General features: G+C 43.1%; 15 protein-coding genes. 12 read left to right on the top strand and 3 right to left on the bottom strand.

Annotated features, from left to right (window positions below; all coding sequences use genetic code 11):
* The first annotated feature begins 283 nt into the window (after positions 1–283).
* The 4 genes from proX to AAEZ00_RS00330 all read left to right on the top strand — a co-directional run bounded on the left by proX (position 284) and on the right by AAEZ00_RS00330 (position 5274).
* Complete coding sequence (proX, locus tag AAEZ00_RS00310; protein ID WP_124012742.1) at positions 284–1318, top strand: glycine betaine/L-proline ABC transporter substrate-binding protein ProX; 1035 nt, start codon at positions 284–286, stop codon at positions 1316–1318.
* A gap of 1476 nt (positions 1319–2794) precedes the next feature.
* On the top strand, positions 2795–3163 hold the full coding sequence (locus AAEZ00_RS00320; protein WP_233768589.1) for a universal stress protein: 369 nt from the start codon (positions 2795–2797) through the stop codon (positions 3161–3163).
* A 127-nt stretch (positions 3164–3290) separates the two neighbouring features.
* Positions 3291–5102, top strand: a complete 1812-nt coding sequence (locus tag AAEZ00_RS00325) for an alkaline phosphatase family protein (protein ID WP_233768588.1) — start codon at positions 3291–3293, stop codon at positions 5100–5102.
* Between the two features lie 34 nt (positions 5103–5136).
* On the top strand, positions 5137–5274 hold the full coding sequence (locus tag AAEZ00_RS00330) for a hypothetical protein (protein ID WP_164839413.1): 138 nt from the start codon (positions 5137–5139) through the stop codon (positions 5272–5274).
* Positions 5275–5575: 301 nt separating this feature from the next.
* Here AAEZ00_RS00330 and greB read toward each other — a convergent pair whose 3' ends face one another.
* A complete protein-coding gene (gene greB, locus AAEZ00_RS00335; protein WP_124012741.1) occupies positions 5576–6055 on the bottom strand; it encodes a transcription elongation factor GreB in 480 nt (159 codons plus the stop codon).
* Positions 6056–6270: 215 nt separating this feature from the next.
* Here greB and AAEZ00_RS00340 point away from each other — a divergent pair, with 215 nt between their 5' ends.
* The 6 genes from AAEZ00_RS00340 to AAEZ00_RS00365 all read left to right on the top strand — a co-directional run bounded on the left by AAEZ00_RS00340 (position 6271) and on the right by AAEZ00_RS00365 (position 15615).
* Positions 6271–8643 carry a Tex family protein gene (locus AAEZ00_RS00340; RefSeq protein ID WP_351087995.1) on the top strand — a complete coding sequence of 791 codons (2373 nt, stop codon included), beginning with the start codon at positions 6271–6273 and terminating at the stop codon, positions 8641–8643.
* 204 nt (positions 8644–8847) lie between these two features.
* On the top strand, positions 8848–10515 hold the full coding sequence (locus AAEZ00_RS00345) for a phosphoethanolamine transferase (RefSeq protein WP_351087997.1): 1668 nt from the start codon (positions 8848–8850) through the stop codon (positions 10513–10515).
* Positions 10516–10524: 9 nt separating this feature from the next.
* On the top strand, positions 10525–10992 hold the full coding sequence (locus tag AAEZ00_RS00350) for a diacylglycerol kinase (RefSeq protein ID WP_351077188.1): 468 nt from the start codon (positions 10525–10527) through the stop codon (positions 10990–10992).
* Positions 10993–11098: 106 nt separating this feature from the next.
* Entirely contained in the window at positions 11099–11773 is a 675-nt protein-coding gene (locus tag AAEZ00_RS00355; protein ID WP_101033183.1) for a response regulator transcription factor, read from the top strand.
* Entirely contained in the window at positions 11773–13203 is a 1431-nt protein-coding gene (locus AAEZ00_RS00360) for a sensor histidine kinase (RefSeq protein ID WP_351087999.1), read from the top strand. Before AAEZ00_RS00355 ends, AAEZ00_RS00360 begins: the two co-directional genes overlap by 1 nt.
* A 462-nt stretch (positions 13204–13665) precedes the next feature.
* Positions 13666–15615 carry an LTA synthase family protein gene (locus tag AAEZ00_RS00365; protein ID WP_351088070.1) on the top strand — a complete coding sequence of 650 codons (1950 nt, stop codon included), beginning with the start codon at positions 13666–13668 and terminating at the stop codon, positions 15613–15615.
* Here the strand turns inward: AAEZ00_RS00365 and AAEZ00_RS00370 are convergent.
* On the bottom strand, positions 15607–16116 hold the full coding sequence (locus AAEZ00_RS00370) for a hypothetical protein (protein ID WP_124012734.1): 510 nt from the start codon (positions 16114–16116) through the stop codon (positions 15607–15609). The two genes, AAEZ00_RS00365 and AAEZ00_RS00370, sit on opposite strands and share 9 nt — an antisense overlap.
* 77 nt (positions 16117–16193) lie before the next feature.
* On the bottom strand, positions 16194–16982 hold the full coding sequence (gene bioH / locus AAEZ00_RS00375; RefSeq protein ID WP_351077193.1) for a pimeloyl-ACP methyl ester esterase BioH: 789 nt from the start codon (positions 16980–16982) through the stop codon (positions 16194–16196).
* Positions 16983–17025: 43 nt separating this feature from the next.
* Between bioH and AAEZ00_RS00380 the strand changes: the two genes are divergently transcribed.
* Together AAEZ00_RS00380 and nfuA are read left to right on the top strand one after the other, a co-directional pair.
* Positions 17026–17832, top strand: a complete 807-nt coding sequence (locus AAEZ00_RS00380) for a ComF family protein (RefSeq protein ID WP_351077196.1) — start codon at positions 17026–17028, stop codon at positions 17830–17832.
* A gap of 230 nt (positions 17833–18062) precedes the next feature.
* A complete protein-coding gene (gene nfuA / locus AAEZ00_RS00385) occupies positions 18063–18641 on the top strand; it encodes a Fe-S biogenesis protein NfuA (RefSeq protein ID WP_101033177.1) in 579 nt (192 codons plus the stop codon).
* The last annotated feature ends 27 nt before the right edge of the window (positions 18642–18668 follow it).

The following is an 18668-nucleotide window of genomic DNA, read 5'->3' on the forward strand; positions in this document are numbered from 1 at the left end:
TTATTTTTTTTCACAAAAACCAATTGTTTCGTCAAATGTTTGGACCTGCTTTCAAGCAAGAGTACAACGCTGATAATGATGTAGCCCTTTAAGAGGGAATGATGTTTTTTCAACGAAACAAGCCTAAGTTCTGAACATATTTTTCAAATTCAACACATTATTTAAAATATAACCCATAAGAAAAATGAATGTGCTTAATTAAGTTCAAAGGCACAGGTCTATTATTGGCAATCATTTAAAGAGAATGACCCAATCTATGGCAACAAAAAAATAAGGAACGAAAATGAGAATTAAGCAAGTAATAATGGGTGTAGCTTTAGCTGCAATGACCATGACCGGGTCAGCAGCTCTTGCCGATAATCACCAGCCAGGAGAAGGCATAACCGTCAAACCTGCACGGGCCACGTGGGACACCGGCTTTTTTCAGGAAGCTCTGGTGCGACGAGGTCTTGAAACTCTTGGGTATGATGTGGAAAAACCTAAAGATCTGTCGAATCCGATCTTTTACAAAACACTGACTCTCGGTGATGTAGATTACTGGACCAATGGCTGGTTTCCAAATCATGACGGCCAGATGCCGAAAGGGTTTTACGACAAAGGTGAGAAAGTTGGTTATGTTGTTAAGGCCGGTGGTCTGCAGGGCTATTTGGTGTCTAAGAAAGAGGCAGATAAATATAATATTACCTCTCTGGAGGATTTTAAACGTCCTGAGGTGAAAAAAGCATTTGATACCAATGGTGATGGCAAAGCCGATTTGACCGCTTGCCCTCCAGGCTGGGGATGTGAAAAAGTTATCAGCCACCATATGGATGTATACGATCTCAAAGATGCTATCAATCCGGTGACCGCTTCATATGCAGCAGGAATGGCATCAGCGATGGCGGGTTATAACAATGGTGAACCAATATTCTTCTATACTTGGGCACCAAACTGGACCATTTTCAAACTGAAGCCAGGCAAGGACGTTGTCTGGATAAACGTGCCTGAAATTAAGCCATCCGAAGCTCAACGTTCTGGTGTTGAACGGATGACAGTAAGTGGAATTGAAGGTGCGGTTTCTGACCCGGTAAAACTTGGTTTTGTTGTTTCTGACATCCAGATAGTCGCCAACAAAAAATTCACTAAGCAGAATCCGGCAGCAAGGAAATTTTTTGAGGTATTCACTCTGCCACTTGGCGATATCAACGAACAAAACACTCGGATGAACGAAGGCGAAAAGAGTACGCAGGATATTCAAGGCCACGTGGATGAGTGGATTGCCAAAAACCAAGATAAATGGAACGGTTGGCTTACTGAAGCACGCAACGCGGCTAAATAGTCTCAACCTGCAATAGCTTATGTGTAACCCGCAGCACACGTACCGTGCTCGCGGGTTATTTTTTTCACAAAAAAGCAGGTGTTTGGTGAAACGTATGCAACCGCTTTTTAAAAGGTACAAAGCTAATAAGTATGTAGCCCTTTAAAAGGCAATGATCGAGCAAAGAAACAAGCCTAAGTTGTTTTCATTTTTTTGAACTCAACATATTATTTTAAATATAAAGGTATTTATTTAAGTCCAAAGGTACAGGTCTACCAGTGCTTAATTATGCCACCAAAGGTTGTTCTATTTGATCACAGTATTTAGAAAGATATAAGCCAAGTAACGCCAACTGGGCAACTGATTTGGGTGTTACCGTATATTCTATTGTGATACTTTTGCAAATCAATATCCCTTGAGTTAGACCTTGTGATCGAACTTATTTCTGCCCCATTATGTGTTTAGGCTATGGCCTGCGGCCACTAACGTCGTGGCGCTTCACCCACACCAGACTAAGAGGAAATCAACGGCTATTCCCTCTTTATTCTTTATAAAATAATTGGCCCAGCCGCCCCGCAACATTTTCCTTATTTACTTAAACAACAGATGAGAAAAGGTCGCCATGGGGATTGATCCAGCTTTTAACTTCATTTAGTGTTCTTCGGACTTATTCGAAAATGCTAACACTTCCGATGGTACATCCTGTACCGCGAAAGCTAAGCTCACATCCATGTGAGCTTCACGCTATTTTCTTCAACGTCCTCAAGTTCAGAGTTGAATTTGTACATTTTCAATTAAGCAGACAAACTCATTTATGCCCCAAAATAAGTCAGCTAATTAGATTTGAGCTTTTCCTATTTAGCTTTCATCTATAGACAACTATGCGGCTAAATCGAAGAGAGTTAAATTACCGGTGTAGATGAGTCAGCGAGTATCCAAACAGGGATGTTTTGGTTAAGCCCACAGGGATGCTGATTTTAACATCAAGAGCTGGCGTCTCGCTTAATCATCTGCACTAAGGTCACTCTTTCACATCCCTGTGATCGCGACATTTACTACGTCCTGTAGCTCACATGCTGCAGGCAATAAGTTCAAATGAAGCTACGTTATAAATCAAGCTAAACCAATACCAAGTAAGCTGAGTTAATCAATATCTCAACCCCACTTTTGCCCAATTCTGAGTTCGATTAACCCCTAATTAAACTAAAATCATGCCCCATTCTTGATGATGCATGCGGCAACGGTTTTACGGGTTTGGGTTAGGGTACACCACCACTTAATACAATGCGCAGGTTGCTAAGTAACGTCAGCAAACTTGGGGATTCTCCAAATATAAAAATTCCCAGCGCTAAAGTGAAAAAGCAAGCGAGTATAGCGAAATGGAGCAATTACCGATACATCTCCAGCGCGCATAACAATAGTTAGCGCGTTATAAGGCGCTACACTCAAAACGATGGCGCCAATAATCTGCATTGCTGCAATAGCACTAAGGTGTAGATGACAAATGTGATTGCCTGTATTGACGGTTCAAAAGCAACCTTGGCCGTATGTGATGCCAGTGGCTGGGCTGCTGAGCAATTAAATGTCCCTGTGACCCTATTACATGTATTGGATAAACCCGCTTATCCTACCGAGCTGAATTTATCGGGGAACATAGGTTTAGGTACGCGTGAGCACTTGCTCGCCGAAATGGTTGAACTTGAAGAACGCCGCGGCAAACTAGCACTCGAGCCGGCTAAGTATATGCTGCAAGATGCAACCCCCCGGGTGTTTGAAAGACACCCCACAGTAGCGATCGACCCACTGCAGCTGACTCGATGGCTAACAAATACCCTTGTCAATTTTACAGTAAATGCCTTCATATGAGGCAAGGTCAACGTGGTGATCATCGCGGCGTTCAACGCGCAATGAGATGAAATAGCTTGTTCAAATCAACCTTGACTACGGCTTTATGCTTCCTATACTCAAAAGTGATCTCAAAAAGGAGCCGCTAATGCAAGTTAAGCCAGATAGGCACAACACAGGTACATTCATTGCGATAATGATGATGTGCGTATTGATGATTATCACATCGCCTGTGGTAGCAAAAGAGGCACCTGCTCAACCGCGGCTGATATTACAGATCACCGTCGATGCGCTGCGTGGCGATCTGTTAAATCGATATGACAAGGTACTGGGTGAGGGCGGGTTCCGTTATCTGCTGGATAACGGGATCAACTATAACAATGCCCACTATCAGCACGCCAACACCGAAACTATTGTTGGACATACTTCCCTAGCAACCGGTGCTGCGCCAGCTGCTCATGGCATGGTGGCTAATGTCTGGTTTGATCGTGATAAAGACCGCCTAGTCTATAACATCGAAGATGCGAACTATCATCTGCTCACAGCTGGCGCTGATGTCGATAAGCAAACCGAGATCGACCCGACGCAAAAAACCGCCAAGGTCGATGGTCGCTCACCCAACAATATTATGACTTCAACGCTCAGTGATGAGATCGCAATCAGTTTTGCCGGCCGTTCTAAAATATTTGCGGTGTCGGTCAAAGACCGTGGTGCGGTGGCACTCGCCGGACATGCCGGCAAAGCGTTCTGGTTTTCCAAGGCCAGCGGTGAATTTGTGACCAGTAATTATTATTACGATCGTTATCCCGACTGGGTCGTTGAATGGCATACCCGCAAACCGGCCAACGCCTTCGCCGATAAATCATGGCAACTGCTGCGTAAACCTTCCGACTATCTGTTTGCTGATGCCGATGATCGCGAGTACGAGACCGATCTCGCGGGTTTTGGCCGCGTCTTTCCCCATGCCTTTGGTCAGGCCGATGATAAGTATTTCACCACCAAACTGACACTTAGCCCCGCCGGTGATGCACTGACGCTGGATTTTTCCAAGACATTACTCGATAAAGAAAAACTCGGCCAAGATGACGTGCCGGATTATCTCGCCATCAGTTTTTCATCAACCGATTATGTCGGTCATATCTTCGGTGCATCGAGTCTGGAGAGCGAAGACAATATTGCCCAACTTGATCGTACACTGGCGGATCTGTTTGCCTATGTTGATAAAAAAGTCGGCCTGGAAAATACTCTGATTGTGTTATCTGCTGATCATGGTCAACCAGAGGTTCCCGGTTATCTGCATGGCAACGGCATCGCCAAGGCGAGCTACTTTGATGTCGAGGCACTGGATAACAGCTCGGCAATCGCGGCGATAAAACAACAGTTCGGTTTGCTCGTGACGCCAGCAGAGAAGTTAGGCGATAAGTCCGGTGAGCCATCGGATACGGCTTCAGCTCACGCTAATAATAAGCCAAAGCAAGCAAAGCTAATCGAAGCGTATTTTCATCCTTACCTTTATCTCAATCATAAACTGATCGATAAAAAAGGCTTGGATCAAGCGGCAATAGAGCAAACGCTGGTTGATGAACTGCTCAAATTTGATGGCATCGCTTATGCGGTATCGAGCGCAGCATTGCGCACCAATAGCGTGCCAGATAATGCGATGATACGTTCAATCAAAAGCAACTATCACCCGAAACGCTCCGGCGATATCTATGTGGTTTTCCAGCCCGATGTGTTCATTAATGATTTCGATGGCCTAACCGTGTCTTCAACCCATGGTTCGCCCTGGCGTTACGATACCTTCGTGCCAGTGATCTTTGCCGGTGCGGGTTTGTCTGCTGCGACGGTGAGTCGTGCCATTACGCCTTATGATATCGCGGCGACAATCACGACGTATCTCAACATAAAACCACCATCGGGTTCGACGGGAACGCCGCTTAAGGAAGTGTTGGCCAAGTAGCGCAAGCTGGAATAATGAATGACTTTATGGAGAAATGACTTTATGGCTAAATGATGCGAGCAGGGTGGTGATTACTGGCGCAAGTCTTGGAGCAGTTCTTGAAGACGAAAAGTCATATGCCGAACAAGATGACAAGTTGACAAGATCACAAACCGATGGCCTGTTACCGTAAGCGTGGATAAACCCAGTTCGATATGGCTTAGTTGCAGTGGTTTTGAAACGTTAAAGACTCTGTTTAGATTATGCTGGCTCATTAAGTTAACGTTAGCCTGCTTTGGGCGCCATGTTTAACGCACCATGTTTAACGCACTATATTTAACGCATCATGATACGGATTAGCCTGTGCGACTCCCACCTTAACGCGGCATTAGTGATAGCTTTGCTCATCTGAGCATCCAGTGCGAGTTAACCACCAATGGGTTTATGCTAGACGATATCCAACTCATCTCAGCTGTCTTGACACCCATTGACGGCTACTCTTGCTGATAAGTGATTTTATTGATGTACCAGGTTTTATCGCCTTGAGGCGTGCTGACAACCGCATCATCGTCGACCTGTTTTTTGAGCAGGGCGCGGGCCATGGGTGAGTCAATTGAGATGTAACCTTTGTGTTGGTCGTAAATTTCGTCAGGGCCGACAATTTTAAAGGTTTTAATATCACCGGCATCGTTTTCAATCTCAACCGTGGCGCCAAAAAACACTTTGCCTTTTTGCTCGGGATCGTAATAGACAATCTTCAGTTCGGGCAACAGCTTGCGTAAATAGCGTACCCGGCGATCGATTTGGCGTAACAAGCGCTTGTTAAAGGTGTAATCAGCGTTTTCAGAGCGATCCCCAAGACCTGCCGCCCAAGTGACAATTTTAGTGACTTCAGGACGTTGTTCTTTCCACAAATAGTCATGCTCAATTCTGAGTTTATTGTAGCCTTCTAAAGTGATTAACTTAGTTTTCACGCTGGATACTCTTTAATATTCTCGATTAACGGTAGGATTTTATGTTGCGCCGCAATATTCATCTCTGTGTTTTAGCACTTCATGTCCGATGATGCATTCTTTTTATCGATTATCTATAAACACATAATAAAGCCTTTCGTACTAGCAGCGAAAGGGTGGTCTTTATGGTATCTTTGGCATAATTTTATTTTAAACCATGTCGAATTCGATTGATTATGCATAATATTGCCCAGATTATCGCTCAAGAACTTAATGTCCGTGAACAACAGGTCACTGCGACCATTGCGCTATTAGATGATGGTGCCACAGTGCCGTTTGTGGCGCGTTATCGTAAAGAAGCTACCGGTGGCTTAGATGACACTCAATTGCGTAACTTGTTTTCACGCTTAGGTTATTTACGTGAGTTACACGATCGCCGCCAGGTGATTTTGTCGAGTATTGGCGCCCAAGGGAAATTAACCCCAGCGTTAACTCAAGCGATTAATGACGCCGACAGCAAAACCCGTCTTGAAGATTTATATCTGCCATACAAACCTAAGCGTCGCACCAAGGGCCAAATTGCCATCGAAGCCGGTATTGAACCGCTTGTTGATGCCGTATTAGCCGATCGCCAATTAGATATTGATACCAAAGCCACTGAATTTATTAATCCACAAGCTGGATTTGCCGACACCAAAGCGGTACTTGATGGTGCGCGTTATATTTTAATGGAGCGCTTTGCCGAAGATGCAGAATTACTGCGTAAAGTTCGTCAGCATTTAGTACCGCAAGCCGTGCTTGAAAGCCGCATGATCAAAGGTAAAGAAAAAGAAGGCATTAAATTCCGCGATTATTTTGAACACAATGAAGTGATGAGTAAAATCCCATCGCATCGCGCCCTAGCCATGTTGCGTGGTCGTAATGAAGGCATGTTAAAGCTGTCGATGAACGCCGACCCTGATACGCAAGCGACTGAAGGCAGTTATTGTGAGGTGATTATTAGCGATCACTTTGGGTTAGTACTGAGCCACTCTAGTGTTGATGAATGGTTGAAAACCGTGGTGACTTCGACATGGCGGATTAAAGTTGCCTTGCAAATGGAAACCGAGTTTATTGCTAAGATGCGTGAAAGCGCAGAAGAAGAAGCCATTAGAGTGTTTGCCCGTAACTTAGGCGATTTACTGATGGCAGCACCAGCGGGTGCTAAAGCGACCATGGGACTGGATCCTGGCATTCGTACCGGGGTGAAAGTCGCGATTGTGGATAACACCGGTAAGCTGGTGGCGCACACGACTATTTTCCCCCATGCCCCGCAAAACTTGTGGGACAAATCAATTCGCACCTTAAGTAACTTAGTGACGATGCACAAAGTGGAGATTATTGCGATTGGAAATGGCACCGGCTCGCGTGAAACTGACAAGCTAACCGGCGAGTTAATCGCTGCCGTGAAAGAAACGCATCCGACGTTGACCAAAGTGATGGTGAGTGAGGCGGGTGCATCTGTGTATTCAGCCTCAGAGTTTGCCGCTAATGAGTTTCCTAATCTTGATGTGTCTATTCGCGGTGCGGTATCAATTGCGCGTCGCTTACAAGATCCGCTGGCCGAACTGGTAAAAATAGAACCCAAAGCCATTGGCGTGGGGCAATATCAACATGATGTTAGCCAAAGTCAGTTATCGCAGTCGCTCGATGCCGTCGTCGAAGATTGTGTTAATGCTGTGGGTGTTGACTTAAACATGGCATCGGCCGCGTTATTGGCCCAAGTGGCTGGGTTAACTAAAACCTTAGCGAGAAACGTGGTTGATTTTCGTGATACCAATGGCCAATTTACCAACCGGAAGCAATTATTGAGTGTGGCACGTTTAGGGCCTAAGGCTTATGAACAAGCGGCAGGCTTTTTACGTATTCGCAATGGTGATAATCCACTGGATTCATCATCAGTTCACCCTGAAGCGTACAGTTTGGTCGAGTCGATTGCTGGTGCTAAGTTATTGTCTTTAACTCAACTGATTGGCAATAGCGATTTATTAAAACAGATTAACGCTGCCGAGTTTGTTACCGACGCATTTGGCGTGCCGACCATTAACGATATTTTAGCTGAGCTAGACAAGCCTGGGCGCGACCCGCGTGGTGAGTTTAAAACGGCTACTTTTAAAGACGGTATAGAAGAGTTAAAGCATCTTAAAGTCGAAATGATATTAGAAGGTGTGGTGACCAATGTGACTAACTTTGGTGCCTTTGTGGATGTGGGCGTGCATCAAGATGGACTAGTGCATATTTCATCGTTAACAGACAAGTTTGTTAGTGACCCACATACTGTGGTTAAAGCCGGTGATGTGGTTAAAGTCAAAGTGATGGAAGTGGATATTGAACGTCGTCGCATTGCGTTAAGCATGCGTCTTGATGAAAAAATCGATGCCGAAAAAGCGACCCGACAGTCGGCAGGCAAACCCCAAAATAGTTACCAGAAAAAGCCTGCTACGGGTCAGCCTGCAGCCAATGGCAAAAGTGCTGGTCATAATAAATCGGCCAGCAAGCCAGTTAAAGCGCCGCAAAATGCGGCGATGGGTGATGCTTTTGCAAATGCCTTTGCTAAACTCAAGAAATAGTAAATTATTGCTTAGAGTAAACCGTATTTTAATAAAGCATTGATTATTAAAGCTCTTTCATCTTAGATGTTAGGGCTTTTTTGTTTTTTAGCGAGGAGTTTAAAACTGAATTAACCAGACAGTAACAATTCAGTTTTTATTAAGCAAATCTTAAGTTTCAAAGCGGAATATCAGCGCCAGTCGAGTTTATTGCGAGTGGCAACATTGAAATTACTAACGCAAACACTATCCCGTATCACCCCAAAAAGTATCAGTTATGAGGCGATGACCTGCATTATCGCTGTGTATTTTGGTTTGGTATTAAATTTTCCGTTAATCCGTAAAATCTATCGATTATCAGCAGATGGGCACGTGTTGTTTTCGCTGTCACCAGCGATTTTGCTCACGAGTTGTTTTGTGCTGATATTTAGCTTATTTGCGTTTAAATTTGTGTTTAAACCGGTGATGATTGTGTTGTTGCTTTCGTCGTCAGCCGCTATGTATGCCATGTTAAAATATAATGTCATGTTTGATTACGGCATGATTGAAAATATTTTTGAAACTAATTCTGGTGAAGCATTTTCCTACATAAATGCTCAATCAATTGGTTATGTGTTGGTGTTAGGGGTATTACCTTCCATATTGCTTGTCAGTATTAAAGTCACCAGCGACCATTCGTTTATTAAAGCGGTGTTTCGCCGTGTTGGTTTTACGGTTATCAGTTTAGTGGTTCTGGGGATGATGGTGGTGTTTTTCTATAAAGATTATGCATCGGTAGGGCGCAACAATAGCTATCTTAATAAGATGATTATTCCTGCGCATATTTTCAATACGGTTAAATACCTAAACCAACGTTACTTTACTGAAAAGTTAACCTTTAACCCTATTGGTCAAGATGCACAGTTAACCCCGAGTGCGAATGGCAAACCTACACTTATGGTACTTGTTGTAGGTGAAACCGCTCGAGCACAAAATATGGCTTATAACGGTTATCAGCGTAATACCAACCCTTACACTGAAAATCTCGACATTATTGCCTTACAAAACGTGTCGTCGTGCGGCACGGCAACAGCACATTCATTACCTTGCATGTTTTCAAATCTAACCCATGACAATTACAATCGTGAAGTTGCCGATGCACGAAATAATGTGCTTGATGTGATTAAAGCGGCTGGTGTCAATGTGACGTGGTTTGACAATGACGGTGGTGATAAAGACGTTGGATCACATATTAAGAAGATAGATATTTCGCCGAGTGAGGCAAACCCATTATGTGATGGATCAAGTTGCTATGATGAGATTTTAGTTGAAAAGCTCAGTCAAAAATTACAACAACAAAGTGAGGCAAGCGCGGCATCGGGTAAAAAGTTAGATAATCAATTTATCGCCTTACATACTATTGGTAGCCATGGGCCGACTTATTGGCAGCGTTACCCAGCCGATAAAGCTTTATTCACTCCAGCTTGTAGCCGCAGCGACATTGAAAACTGTAATGACCAAGAGATTGTTAACGTTTACGACAATACCATTGCCTATACCGACTTTGTGTTGGCAAAAACAATTAACTTACTTAAGCAGTACCAAGACAAATATAATGTCGCACTGGTGTATTTGTCTGATCACGGTGAGTCTTTGGGTGAAAGTGGTATGTATTTACACGGCACGCCTTATAGCATTGCGCCAAGCCAGCAGACCCATGTGCCTTGGTTTATGTGGTTACCGCAAGACTACACACAAGCAAAAGGGGTTGATCGTAAATGTATTGCCGAGCACGCCTTAAGTGGCTCTTATTCCCATGACAACTTGTTCCATACTTTATTAGGGCTTTACGGTGTAAGCAGTTCGGTGCGAGACCCAAAATTAGACATCACCACCGATTGTAAAATAACCTAGGGTATACCCATGACAACATCAGTTTCATCATCTACATCTGATGATAATGTAATCAAGAATGTAACAAAGAATGTAACAAAGAACGCAACAAAAAGTGTTACGGCTAAGCAGACAACCGTTGTGGTAAAACGCCATGGCTTTATGCGTTTACTGTATACCTGTAAACATACTTTTAATGGTTTAAAGTGGATGTGCCGAAATGAAGCGGCATTTCAGCAAGAAATATTACTGTTTATCCCATTGACTGTGTTTGCCTGTATGGCAAATATTAGCGCGCCGCAATCTGCCATATTGGTACTGGCATTACTATTTGTATTGTTCGCTGAGTTGGTCAATACGGCTATTGAAGTGGTGGTAGACCGCATTGGCTTGGAGTTTGATACCTTGTCAGGGTTAGCAAAAGACATCGCGTCGGCATTTGTTTTTCTGAGCATGCTAATGGCAGCAATTGTGTGGTGGGTTATTTTGTGGGCATAATTATGAGCAAGCTATAGTGGTTAATATCAGTGATGACTGACCGAAATGATCAATAAATAGTGTTAGCAAAAAACGGTATTAGCCTAGTTATTATAAAGGACACTCAATGAAAGTGTTGTTGATTGAAGACTCTGAAGCGCTGCGTCGCGGCATTAGAGTTGGGTTAGATCATTTAGGTTACACCGTTGATGAAACCGGTGATGGTTCTGAGGGCTTAAGTATGGCGCTCACTAACCAGTATGACTTTATTATTTTAGATTTAATGTTGCCTAATGTAGATGGGCTGAGTTTGTTGAAAAGCATCCGTAAACTAGGTAATCAAACGAAGGTGATTATTTTATCGGCTAAATCTCAAGCCGAAGATCGGGTGACGGGGCTATTGGCGGGTGCAGATGACTATCTGTGCAAACCTTTTTCTTTCGATGAATTACAAGCGAGATTAATGACTCTTGGCCGTCGTGGTGGGCTGAATCAACAAGCCAAAACGATTTGTATTGCTGATTTTGTGCTTGATACCAGTAACAAATCTCTTTATGCCAATGGTCACTATATCGATCTAACTAAAAACGAATTTAAAATTGTTGAGTATTTATTTAGTAATCCTAAACAATTACTCAATCCTGAACAAATTAGTGAAGCGGTTGTGGGCTCATTTAACCATTTGTCGAAAAATACCATCGAGGCTCATTTATCGTCAGTGCGAAAAAAATCCAAAGCAGTTGGATCAACGCTACCAATTAAAAATAAACGTGGTTTTGGCTATTTTGTGGGTGAACATTAATGAGATCGTTAAGCACGCATTTAGTGAACACCATGACATATGTGGTCTCAGCGATTTTAATTTTAGTGTTTCTTGCCATTGATATCAGCATAGATAACTGGGTTGATGTTGAATTTGACAGTGCTCTCACCGATAAGTCTAATTACTTAAAAACATTAGTAAAAGTGACTAAAAATGGCACGGAATTTGATTTTGCAGGTGAGTTTATGCCCGAATTTGGCATCTCAACGAAAGCGAGTTTTTTCCAGTTATGGCAAGGCGATGCAGTTTTTGAGCGTTCGGAGTCGTTAAGCCAGTTTCCAGGTATGGATTTATTAAAACAAGACCTGCCATTAAACAGTGAAATCTTTGCTGATGTGGTGTTACCAGATGGCAGAGATGGTCGCGCTATGGTGTCTTATTTTGAGCCGCAAGTCCCTAGCAATAGCTCAATACTACCGAGTAAAATTGAGCCTATGTGGCTCACTATTGCGATTGCTACCACAGATTTAACCCAGATTTCGGTGATCATTGATTCTAGTTTAGCGATTGGTTTATTGCTGGTGATTGTGTTGATCCGTTGGGCTGTGGTTAAGGTCATTTATCGGGGATTAATGCCACTTAACGAATTAAATCTGGCGTTAAAAAACGTCGATGTAACCCAAAAACACATCCCATTATCGTCGCATTTTGAGCGTTATACTGAGATTGAGCCAATACGCAACGAACTGAATAAGTTTATTCAGTTAAGCCAGCAATACTTACAAACAGAAAAGCGCATTACCGCCGATATTGCTCATGAATTGAAAACCCCTATCAGTGAATTGATCAGCTTAAGCGAGATCTACATTCGTTATCCAGATGATCAACGTATTGGTGTGAGTTATAAACAAGATGTACTCAATATTAGTTTACGGATGAAAACGATAGTCAATAATCTATTACTATTGCAACAAGCCTCATCTGAAAATATTAATCTCCATCGACAACATATCTATATTAACGCCTTGATGGATCAAATTGTTGATGAGTTAGCATTTAAGTTCGCGACTATCCATTCTCGCTTGAATATTGACAATCGAGCTTCCAATGATCACTGTTTTGCTGATGAGTTTTCTTTACACCTCATTCTAAGCAACTTATTTGATAATGCGCTCTACTACAGCCCATCAGACTCGGCGATTCAAATATGCTTAGTATCCGATGACCAAGGCTTAACGATAAGCGTTGAGAATCAATTGGTGACCGCCATCAAGGCTAATGATTTACAACGACTCACATTACCATTATTTCAAACCGAACGGTCGCGCTCAAATAGTGAACGTCATGGATTAGGATTGGCGATAGTGGAAAATATCGCTAAATTGAATGGGTTTGAATTTTACTTTACGTTGGTTTCCTCTGACAAAATTAGGTTTAGTCTGCACATCCCAGCAATCGCTGACGGCTAAACAAGATTGTTCTAATGCAGATCACATTGAAGTGATAAATGATTGAGCCGAATCGTTAGTAAAAGGTTAATATAGGTCGATTGTCACTGAACTTTGATAGTCAATTAGAGTCCTAGGTTCAGAACGTTTTAGTGTCAGAGATCTCACCTCTTATGAGTGTTAGTTAATATATTGATAAAGATAGCAATATATTTTTAATTTGATTGGGTTAATCAAACCGTAAAGACGACACTTATCAAGGTAAATCGACCTTGAGAACGAGCATTAATCTGTTGTAAATAACAAACATGCTACGTTTGGCACGACTTGTTGAATATAAATGACGTATGTAGTAATAAAAAAACAATAATATTGGAGCAATAAATGGCTGTAAATTTCTTTGGGCTTAGCGAACGTTCTTCGTCGCTATCCACACCACACACTTCGCGAAGTTTACTCCAAGTCATTATTATATTCAGTGTTATGTCACTTATTATCTTGAGCCTAAGCCGCCTAGGTTTGTCTTTGTGGCAGGCCGACCGCGTCAGTGATGCGCAAGGTTGGGGTTATATTTTTATTCAGGGGCTGCGCGTTGATTTTGCTTCAGTGTGTTGGTTATGGGGCATAGCAGCTTTAGGAACCGTAGTGTTTTCTGGGGAGCATTTAGTTGGCCGAGCTTGGGTGATGATATTACGAGTGTGGTTAACACTAGGTTTATGGGTGATTATTTTTCTTGAAGCCTCCTCGCCGTCATTTATTGCCGAATATGACTTTAGACCTAACCGTTTATACGTAGAATATTTAGTTTATCCAAAAGAAGTATTATCTATGCTATGGGCTGGGCGTAAAGCTGAGCTTATCCTTTCTGGATTGATCACTATCGGCAGTTTGTGGGGGGGGTGGTGGTTTAGCGGTAAACTCACTCAGCGTATTTGTTACCCTAAATGGTATTGGCGCCCAGTGGTGGCGGTGATGGTCATTGCGATTACGATACTAGGTGCGCGTTCATCATTGGGGCACCGTCCGCTTAATCCTTCACTGGTGGCATTTTCTGACGATCCGTTAATTAATTCCTTAGTTCTTAACTCATCTTTTTCATTAATTTTTGCGATTAAGCAGATGGGTAATGAACAAGATGCATCGAAAGTGTATGGCAAACTACCCTATGATAAAGTGATTGATATTGTGCGCCGTGAAAGTGGTCGGCCACTGAGTGCATTTACCTCAGCAGATATACCGTCGTTGTCATTTAATCAAGCTAGTTATAGCGGTAAACCGAAGAACCTTGTGATCATTTTACAAGAAAGCTTAGGTGCGCGTTTTGTGGGTAGTTTAGGTGGCTTACCGTTAACCCCCAATATTGATGAGTTATCTCAACAAGGGTGGTTTTTTGAAAACTTATACGCGACAGGTACGCGCTCGGTAAGAGGTATTGAGGCGGTGACAACCGGTTTTACGCCAACGCCAGCAAGGGCGGTCGTTAAGCTAGGTAAAAGCCAAACCGGCTTTTTTACCATTGCGGATTTATTAAAACAACATGGCTATACCACGCAGTTTATTTATGGCGGCGAAAGTCATTTTGATAATATGCGCAGTTTCTTTTTAGGCAATGGTTTTTCCGATATTGTTGATCAAGGTGACTATAAGGACCCAGCGTTTATAGCGTCTTGGGGAGTCTCTGATGAGGATCTATTGTTCCGCGCCGATGAAGAGTTTTCGCGAATGCACAAAGAAGGTAAGCCATTCTTTAGTTTAGTGTTTAGCTCAAGCAACCATGATCCGTATGAGTTCCCTGATGATCGAATTGAGCTGTATGAACAACCGCAGTACACCATGCACAACGCGGTAAAATATGCCGATTATGCCTTGGGTGAGTTTTTCAAGAAAGCAAAAAAATCAACGTATTGGAAAGATACTTTATTTTTGATTATAGCCGATCACGATAGTCGTGTTGGCGGCGCAGCATTAGTGCCTGTGTCTCGTTTTCGTATTCCTGGGCTTATTTTAGGCGACGGTATTGATATGAAGCGAGACCCTCGTATTGTCAGCCAGATTGACATGGCGCCGACGTTAGTTTCTTTGCTTGGCATTTCTGATAATTATCCGATGTTAGGCCGTGATTTAACCAAAGAACCAGATTCTTGGCCTGGCCGAGCGATGATGCAGTACAATCAAAACTTTGGTTTATTAGAGGGGGATAAAATGACAATTTTACAACCTGAATTACCTCCAGAAAGTGTGATGTACGATTTTGCTACAGAAAAAATGACACCGACGACATTGGATGAGACACAAGCGGAAGCGGCATTAGGGTGGGCGTTATGGGGCAGTTTGGCCTATAACAAAATGTTGTATCGTACGGCGAATACAGAGGCTAAGCCAACACTCTCTGATATAACGACCACCGAAAAAGCCACCGAAGTATCACGCTAATATTTGTAACTGAGACTCATTGTTTGGCGCGGATTGTTGTTGATAGAATTGACCAATCCGTTGGCCAAATTGCTGATAGGTCGCTTTTGATACGCCAGCGTCGATGAGTTGGCGCTGCCAAGGTTCCGCTGTTTTTTTTGCGGCCACCGTTTGGGTTTTTAGCTGAATATCTTTACGTTGCAATGCCGGTGTATGGCTTGCCATAACTCTGATTGTCTTAACACTAACAGCTTGTGCTGCGGCGGATTTAGGGGCAACAGATTGTTGTTGGGTGAGGTTTTGTTGCTGGCGCTTGGCCTGTTCTTGCTGTTGTTTTTTTTCTGCGACGATATAAGCCGTAGCGCGTTCATTTTGTGGATTTAATGATCGCTCTCGGTGGCCTTTAGCCGGTTCTTGCGGTGGAAGGATCGGCGGTTTTTGTTGGTTGTCCACTCGCGCAAGATCCGTTGCAACATTTGACGTTGCTAGCGGCACTTGCGGATAATGAGTGGTGATAATCATCTTGACCTTGCCAATACGATGTCCTGACTAAATTATAGTCAATATTTCGCTAAGGCTAAAGCGCTATTAGGTTATTTTTAGCTGTATTTTGTGATCCAAGGTAATAAATGGCCTAAAAAAGCATCTGGATGGGAAATAAACGGCGCATGGGATGCCTTATGGATCACCACATCTTCAATGTTGTCACTGTTAGGTAATGCAGTGATAATCTTTCTCGGCACCAAACTATCTAACTTGCCCCATATACGTAACCACGGTTGCTCTATTTGAGCGATCGTTGCCCGTAAATCCACTTGCGCTAACATATCCAATCCTTGCGACAATGCTTGTTGTGTCGGTAATGGTTTATTTAACACTAAGTTTTTGATGTGTAGAATATCGGATTTTGGATTATCACTTCCCATGGCTTGGATCGCCAAAAAGCGTTCTACTGTGCGGAATAAATCGTGGCTTAATTGGCTTGAAAACTGTGCTAACACCTGTGGCTGGATCCCAAACCAAGCTGGGGCTAAGTTGTTGGCTTCGCGAGCCATAAAACAGGGTGATGAGGCAATAGTGACTAATGCTGCCACTGACTCTGGGTTGTTAATGGCAACTTGGCTAGCAATCAATCCACCTAATGACCAACCTATCCAAATAGCCTGCTGTGGAAGTTGTTCAGCCAACGCTTGTGCCCACTGGGTAATGTCACCATCGATATTGGGGCTCAAACCAAAACCCGGCAAATCAACATAATGCACTCTATACTGTTGCAATGCGTTTTTTAATGGACTGAAGACTTGGTTATTCACCCCCCAACCGTGTAATAACACGATGTCTTGGCCTTGAGAGCCTTCGGTATCAATATGCAATGCAGGAAAACTCACGGTTAATACCTCTTTTGAGCCTATTTAATGGAATGAATAGCCAATGCCGCCAATCAATAATTCAGTCAACATCGCCCACGTATTACGCTTATGCACCAACAGTGTTCAGCGTGCAAGAGTCATTTTACTGGCCAGTTTACCCAACCGTTGCTTGCTGTGCCAGCAAAGGATAGAGCAAACGGGTTATCAGCAATTGTTTCCTAATCAAGTACTCACGGGTGTTTGCCAAGAGTGCTTAGCGGCGAGTTTGTATCAGCATGAAGTGTGTTTAGGTTGTGGTCGCGAAATAGCAGTGCTGCAGGCATATTGTGGTAAATGCCTTCAACACACACCCAATTGGGTTGTTGCACCTTGCAGTTATCATCAAGGGTTAGGGCCTCTTATCGCCGCGATTAAATACCAACAACAATGTGCGCCGCTTAACGCGATAACTCAGCAATTAGCTTGTCGAATCGAATTACTCATTAAACATGGCATCATTAGGCGGCCACAGGTGTTGATCCCGGTACCTTTACATCCAAATCGTTTGCGGCAGCGAGGCTTTAATCAAGCCTGGTTAATAGCGAAAGAATTAAGTCTATTAACCAATATTCCTGTCGACGACAGTTGTTTAATCAGGGTTGTTGATACTTCACCACAAACGGGATTAGCGGGTAAACAGAGGCGTAAAAACTGTCATGGTGCATTCAGATTATTGGATGGGATGACGTACCAGCGTGTCGCTTTGATTGATGATGTTGTCACTACAGGCACTACAGTGGATGAAATTGCGCGATTATTTAGTACACAATTTGTCCATGTACAAACTTGGTGCCTTGCGCGTGCTGAAGCGCCCGGATTGTTAGATTAATTCGATTTTAATAATAACCAGTTTTATTATCTAATATAACCAGTAACTTACTCATTACTTATAAGGCTGAGGATCTTGTTTGCTGAAGTTTATTTGGCTTAAAAAACTTTGCACTAGATCATTTTTTTAAGATCTTGTCTCACTGACACTACAAAGCCAATGCAACACAGGGTATCATAGATCTAATTCTTACTAATTTACTCAGGTATACCCTGACGGAGCAGGTTTTTATGATCACCATTTCCGATACAGCTCAGGCCCATTTCGTAAAGTTGTTGGCCGATCAGCCAGAAGGCACTCATATTCGTGTTTTCGTGATAAGTCCAGGTACCGCTCAAGCTGAATGTGGTGTGTCTTATTGTCCACCTGATGCCGCTGAAGCTGATGATGTAGAACTTCCATTTAATGGCTTCAGCGCTATGGTCGATGAAAAGAGCGCCCCTTTCTTAGATGATGCCAGCATTGATTTTGTAACCGACCAGCTTGGTTCGCAACTGACATTAAAAGCGCCTAACGCAAAAATGCGTAAAGTGTCTGGTGATGCGCCGTTAGTTGAACGTATCGAGTATGTTATTCAGTCAGAAATTAATCCACAACTTGCCAGCCACGGCGGTAACATCACCTTGATAGAAATTACTGATGATGGTGTTGCAGTATTGCAGTTTGGTGGTGGATGTAACGGTTGTTCTCAAGTTGATATCACCTTAAAAAATGGTATCGAGAAGCAGCTGTTAGATATGTTCCCAACGGAATTAACCGGCGTTCGAGATGTGACCGAACACCAGCATGGTGACCATTCTTACGCATAATAATGCCAAGATTGACGCTTGAATTGA

This window comes from Shewanella sp. S1-49-MNA-CIBAN-0167 (assembly GCF_040310145.1).
GTDB lineage: Bacteria > Pseudomonadota > Gammaproteobacteria > Enterobacterales > Shewanellaceae > Shewanella > Shewanella psychromarinicola.

What these genes read in the sequence shown, in the direction of transcription:
- proX (WP_124012742.1), top strand. Translation starts at nt 284, where the DNA reads ATGAGAATTAAGCAAGTAATAATGGGTGTAGCTTTAGCTGCAATGACC.
- AAEZ00_RS00320 (WP_233768589.1), top strand. Translation starts at nt 2,795, where the DNA reads ATGACAAATGTGATTGCCTGTATTGACGGTTCAAAAGCAACCTTGGCC.
- AAEZ00_RS00325 (WP_233768588.1), top strand. Translation starts at nt 3,291, where the DNA reads ATGCAAGTTAAGCCAGATAGGCACAACACAGGTACATTCATTGCGATA.
- AAEZ00_RS00330 (WP_164839413.1), top strand. Translation starts at nt 5,137, where the DNA reads ATGACTTTATGGCTAAATGATGCGAGCAGGGTGGTGATTACTGGCGCA.
- AAEZ00_RS00340 (WP_351087995.1), top strand. Translation starts at nt 6,271, where the DNA reads ATGCATAATATTGCCCAGATTATCGCTCAAGAACTTAATGTCCGTGAA.
- AAEZ00_RS00350 (WP_351077188.1), top strand. Translation starts at nt 10,525, where the DNA reads ATGACAACATCAGTTTCATCATCTACATCTGATGATAATGTAATCAAG.
- AAEZ00_RS00355 (WP_101033183.1), top strand. Translation starts at nt 11,099, where the DNA reads ATGAAAGTGTTGTTGATTGAAGACTCTGAAGCGCTGCGTCGCGGCATT.
- AAEZ00_RS00360 (WP_351087999.1), top strand. Translation starts at nt 11,773, where the DNA reads ATGAGATCGTTAAGCACGCATTTAGTGAACACCATGACATATGTGGTC.
- AAEZ00_RS00365 (WP_351088070.1), top strand. Translation starts at nt 13,666, where the DNA reads ATGTCACTTATTATCTTGAGCCTAAGCCGCCTAGGTTTGTCTTTGTGG.
- AAEZ00_RS00370 (WP_124012734.1), bottom strand. Translation starts at nt 16,116, where the DNA reads ATGATTATCACCACTCATTATCCGCAAGTGCCGCTAGCAACGTCAAAT.
- AAEZ00_RS00380 (WP_351077196.1), top strand. Translation starts at nt 17,026, where the DNA reads ATGCCGCCAATCAATAATTCAGTCAACATCGCCCACGTATTACGCTTA.
- nfuA (WP_101033177.1), top strand. Translation starts at nt 18,063, where the DNA reads ATGATCACCATTTCCGATACAGCTCAGGCCCATTTCGTAAAGTTGTTG.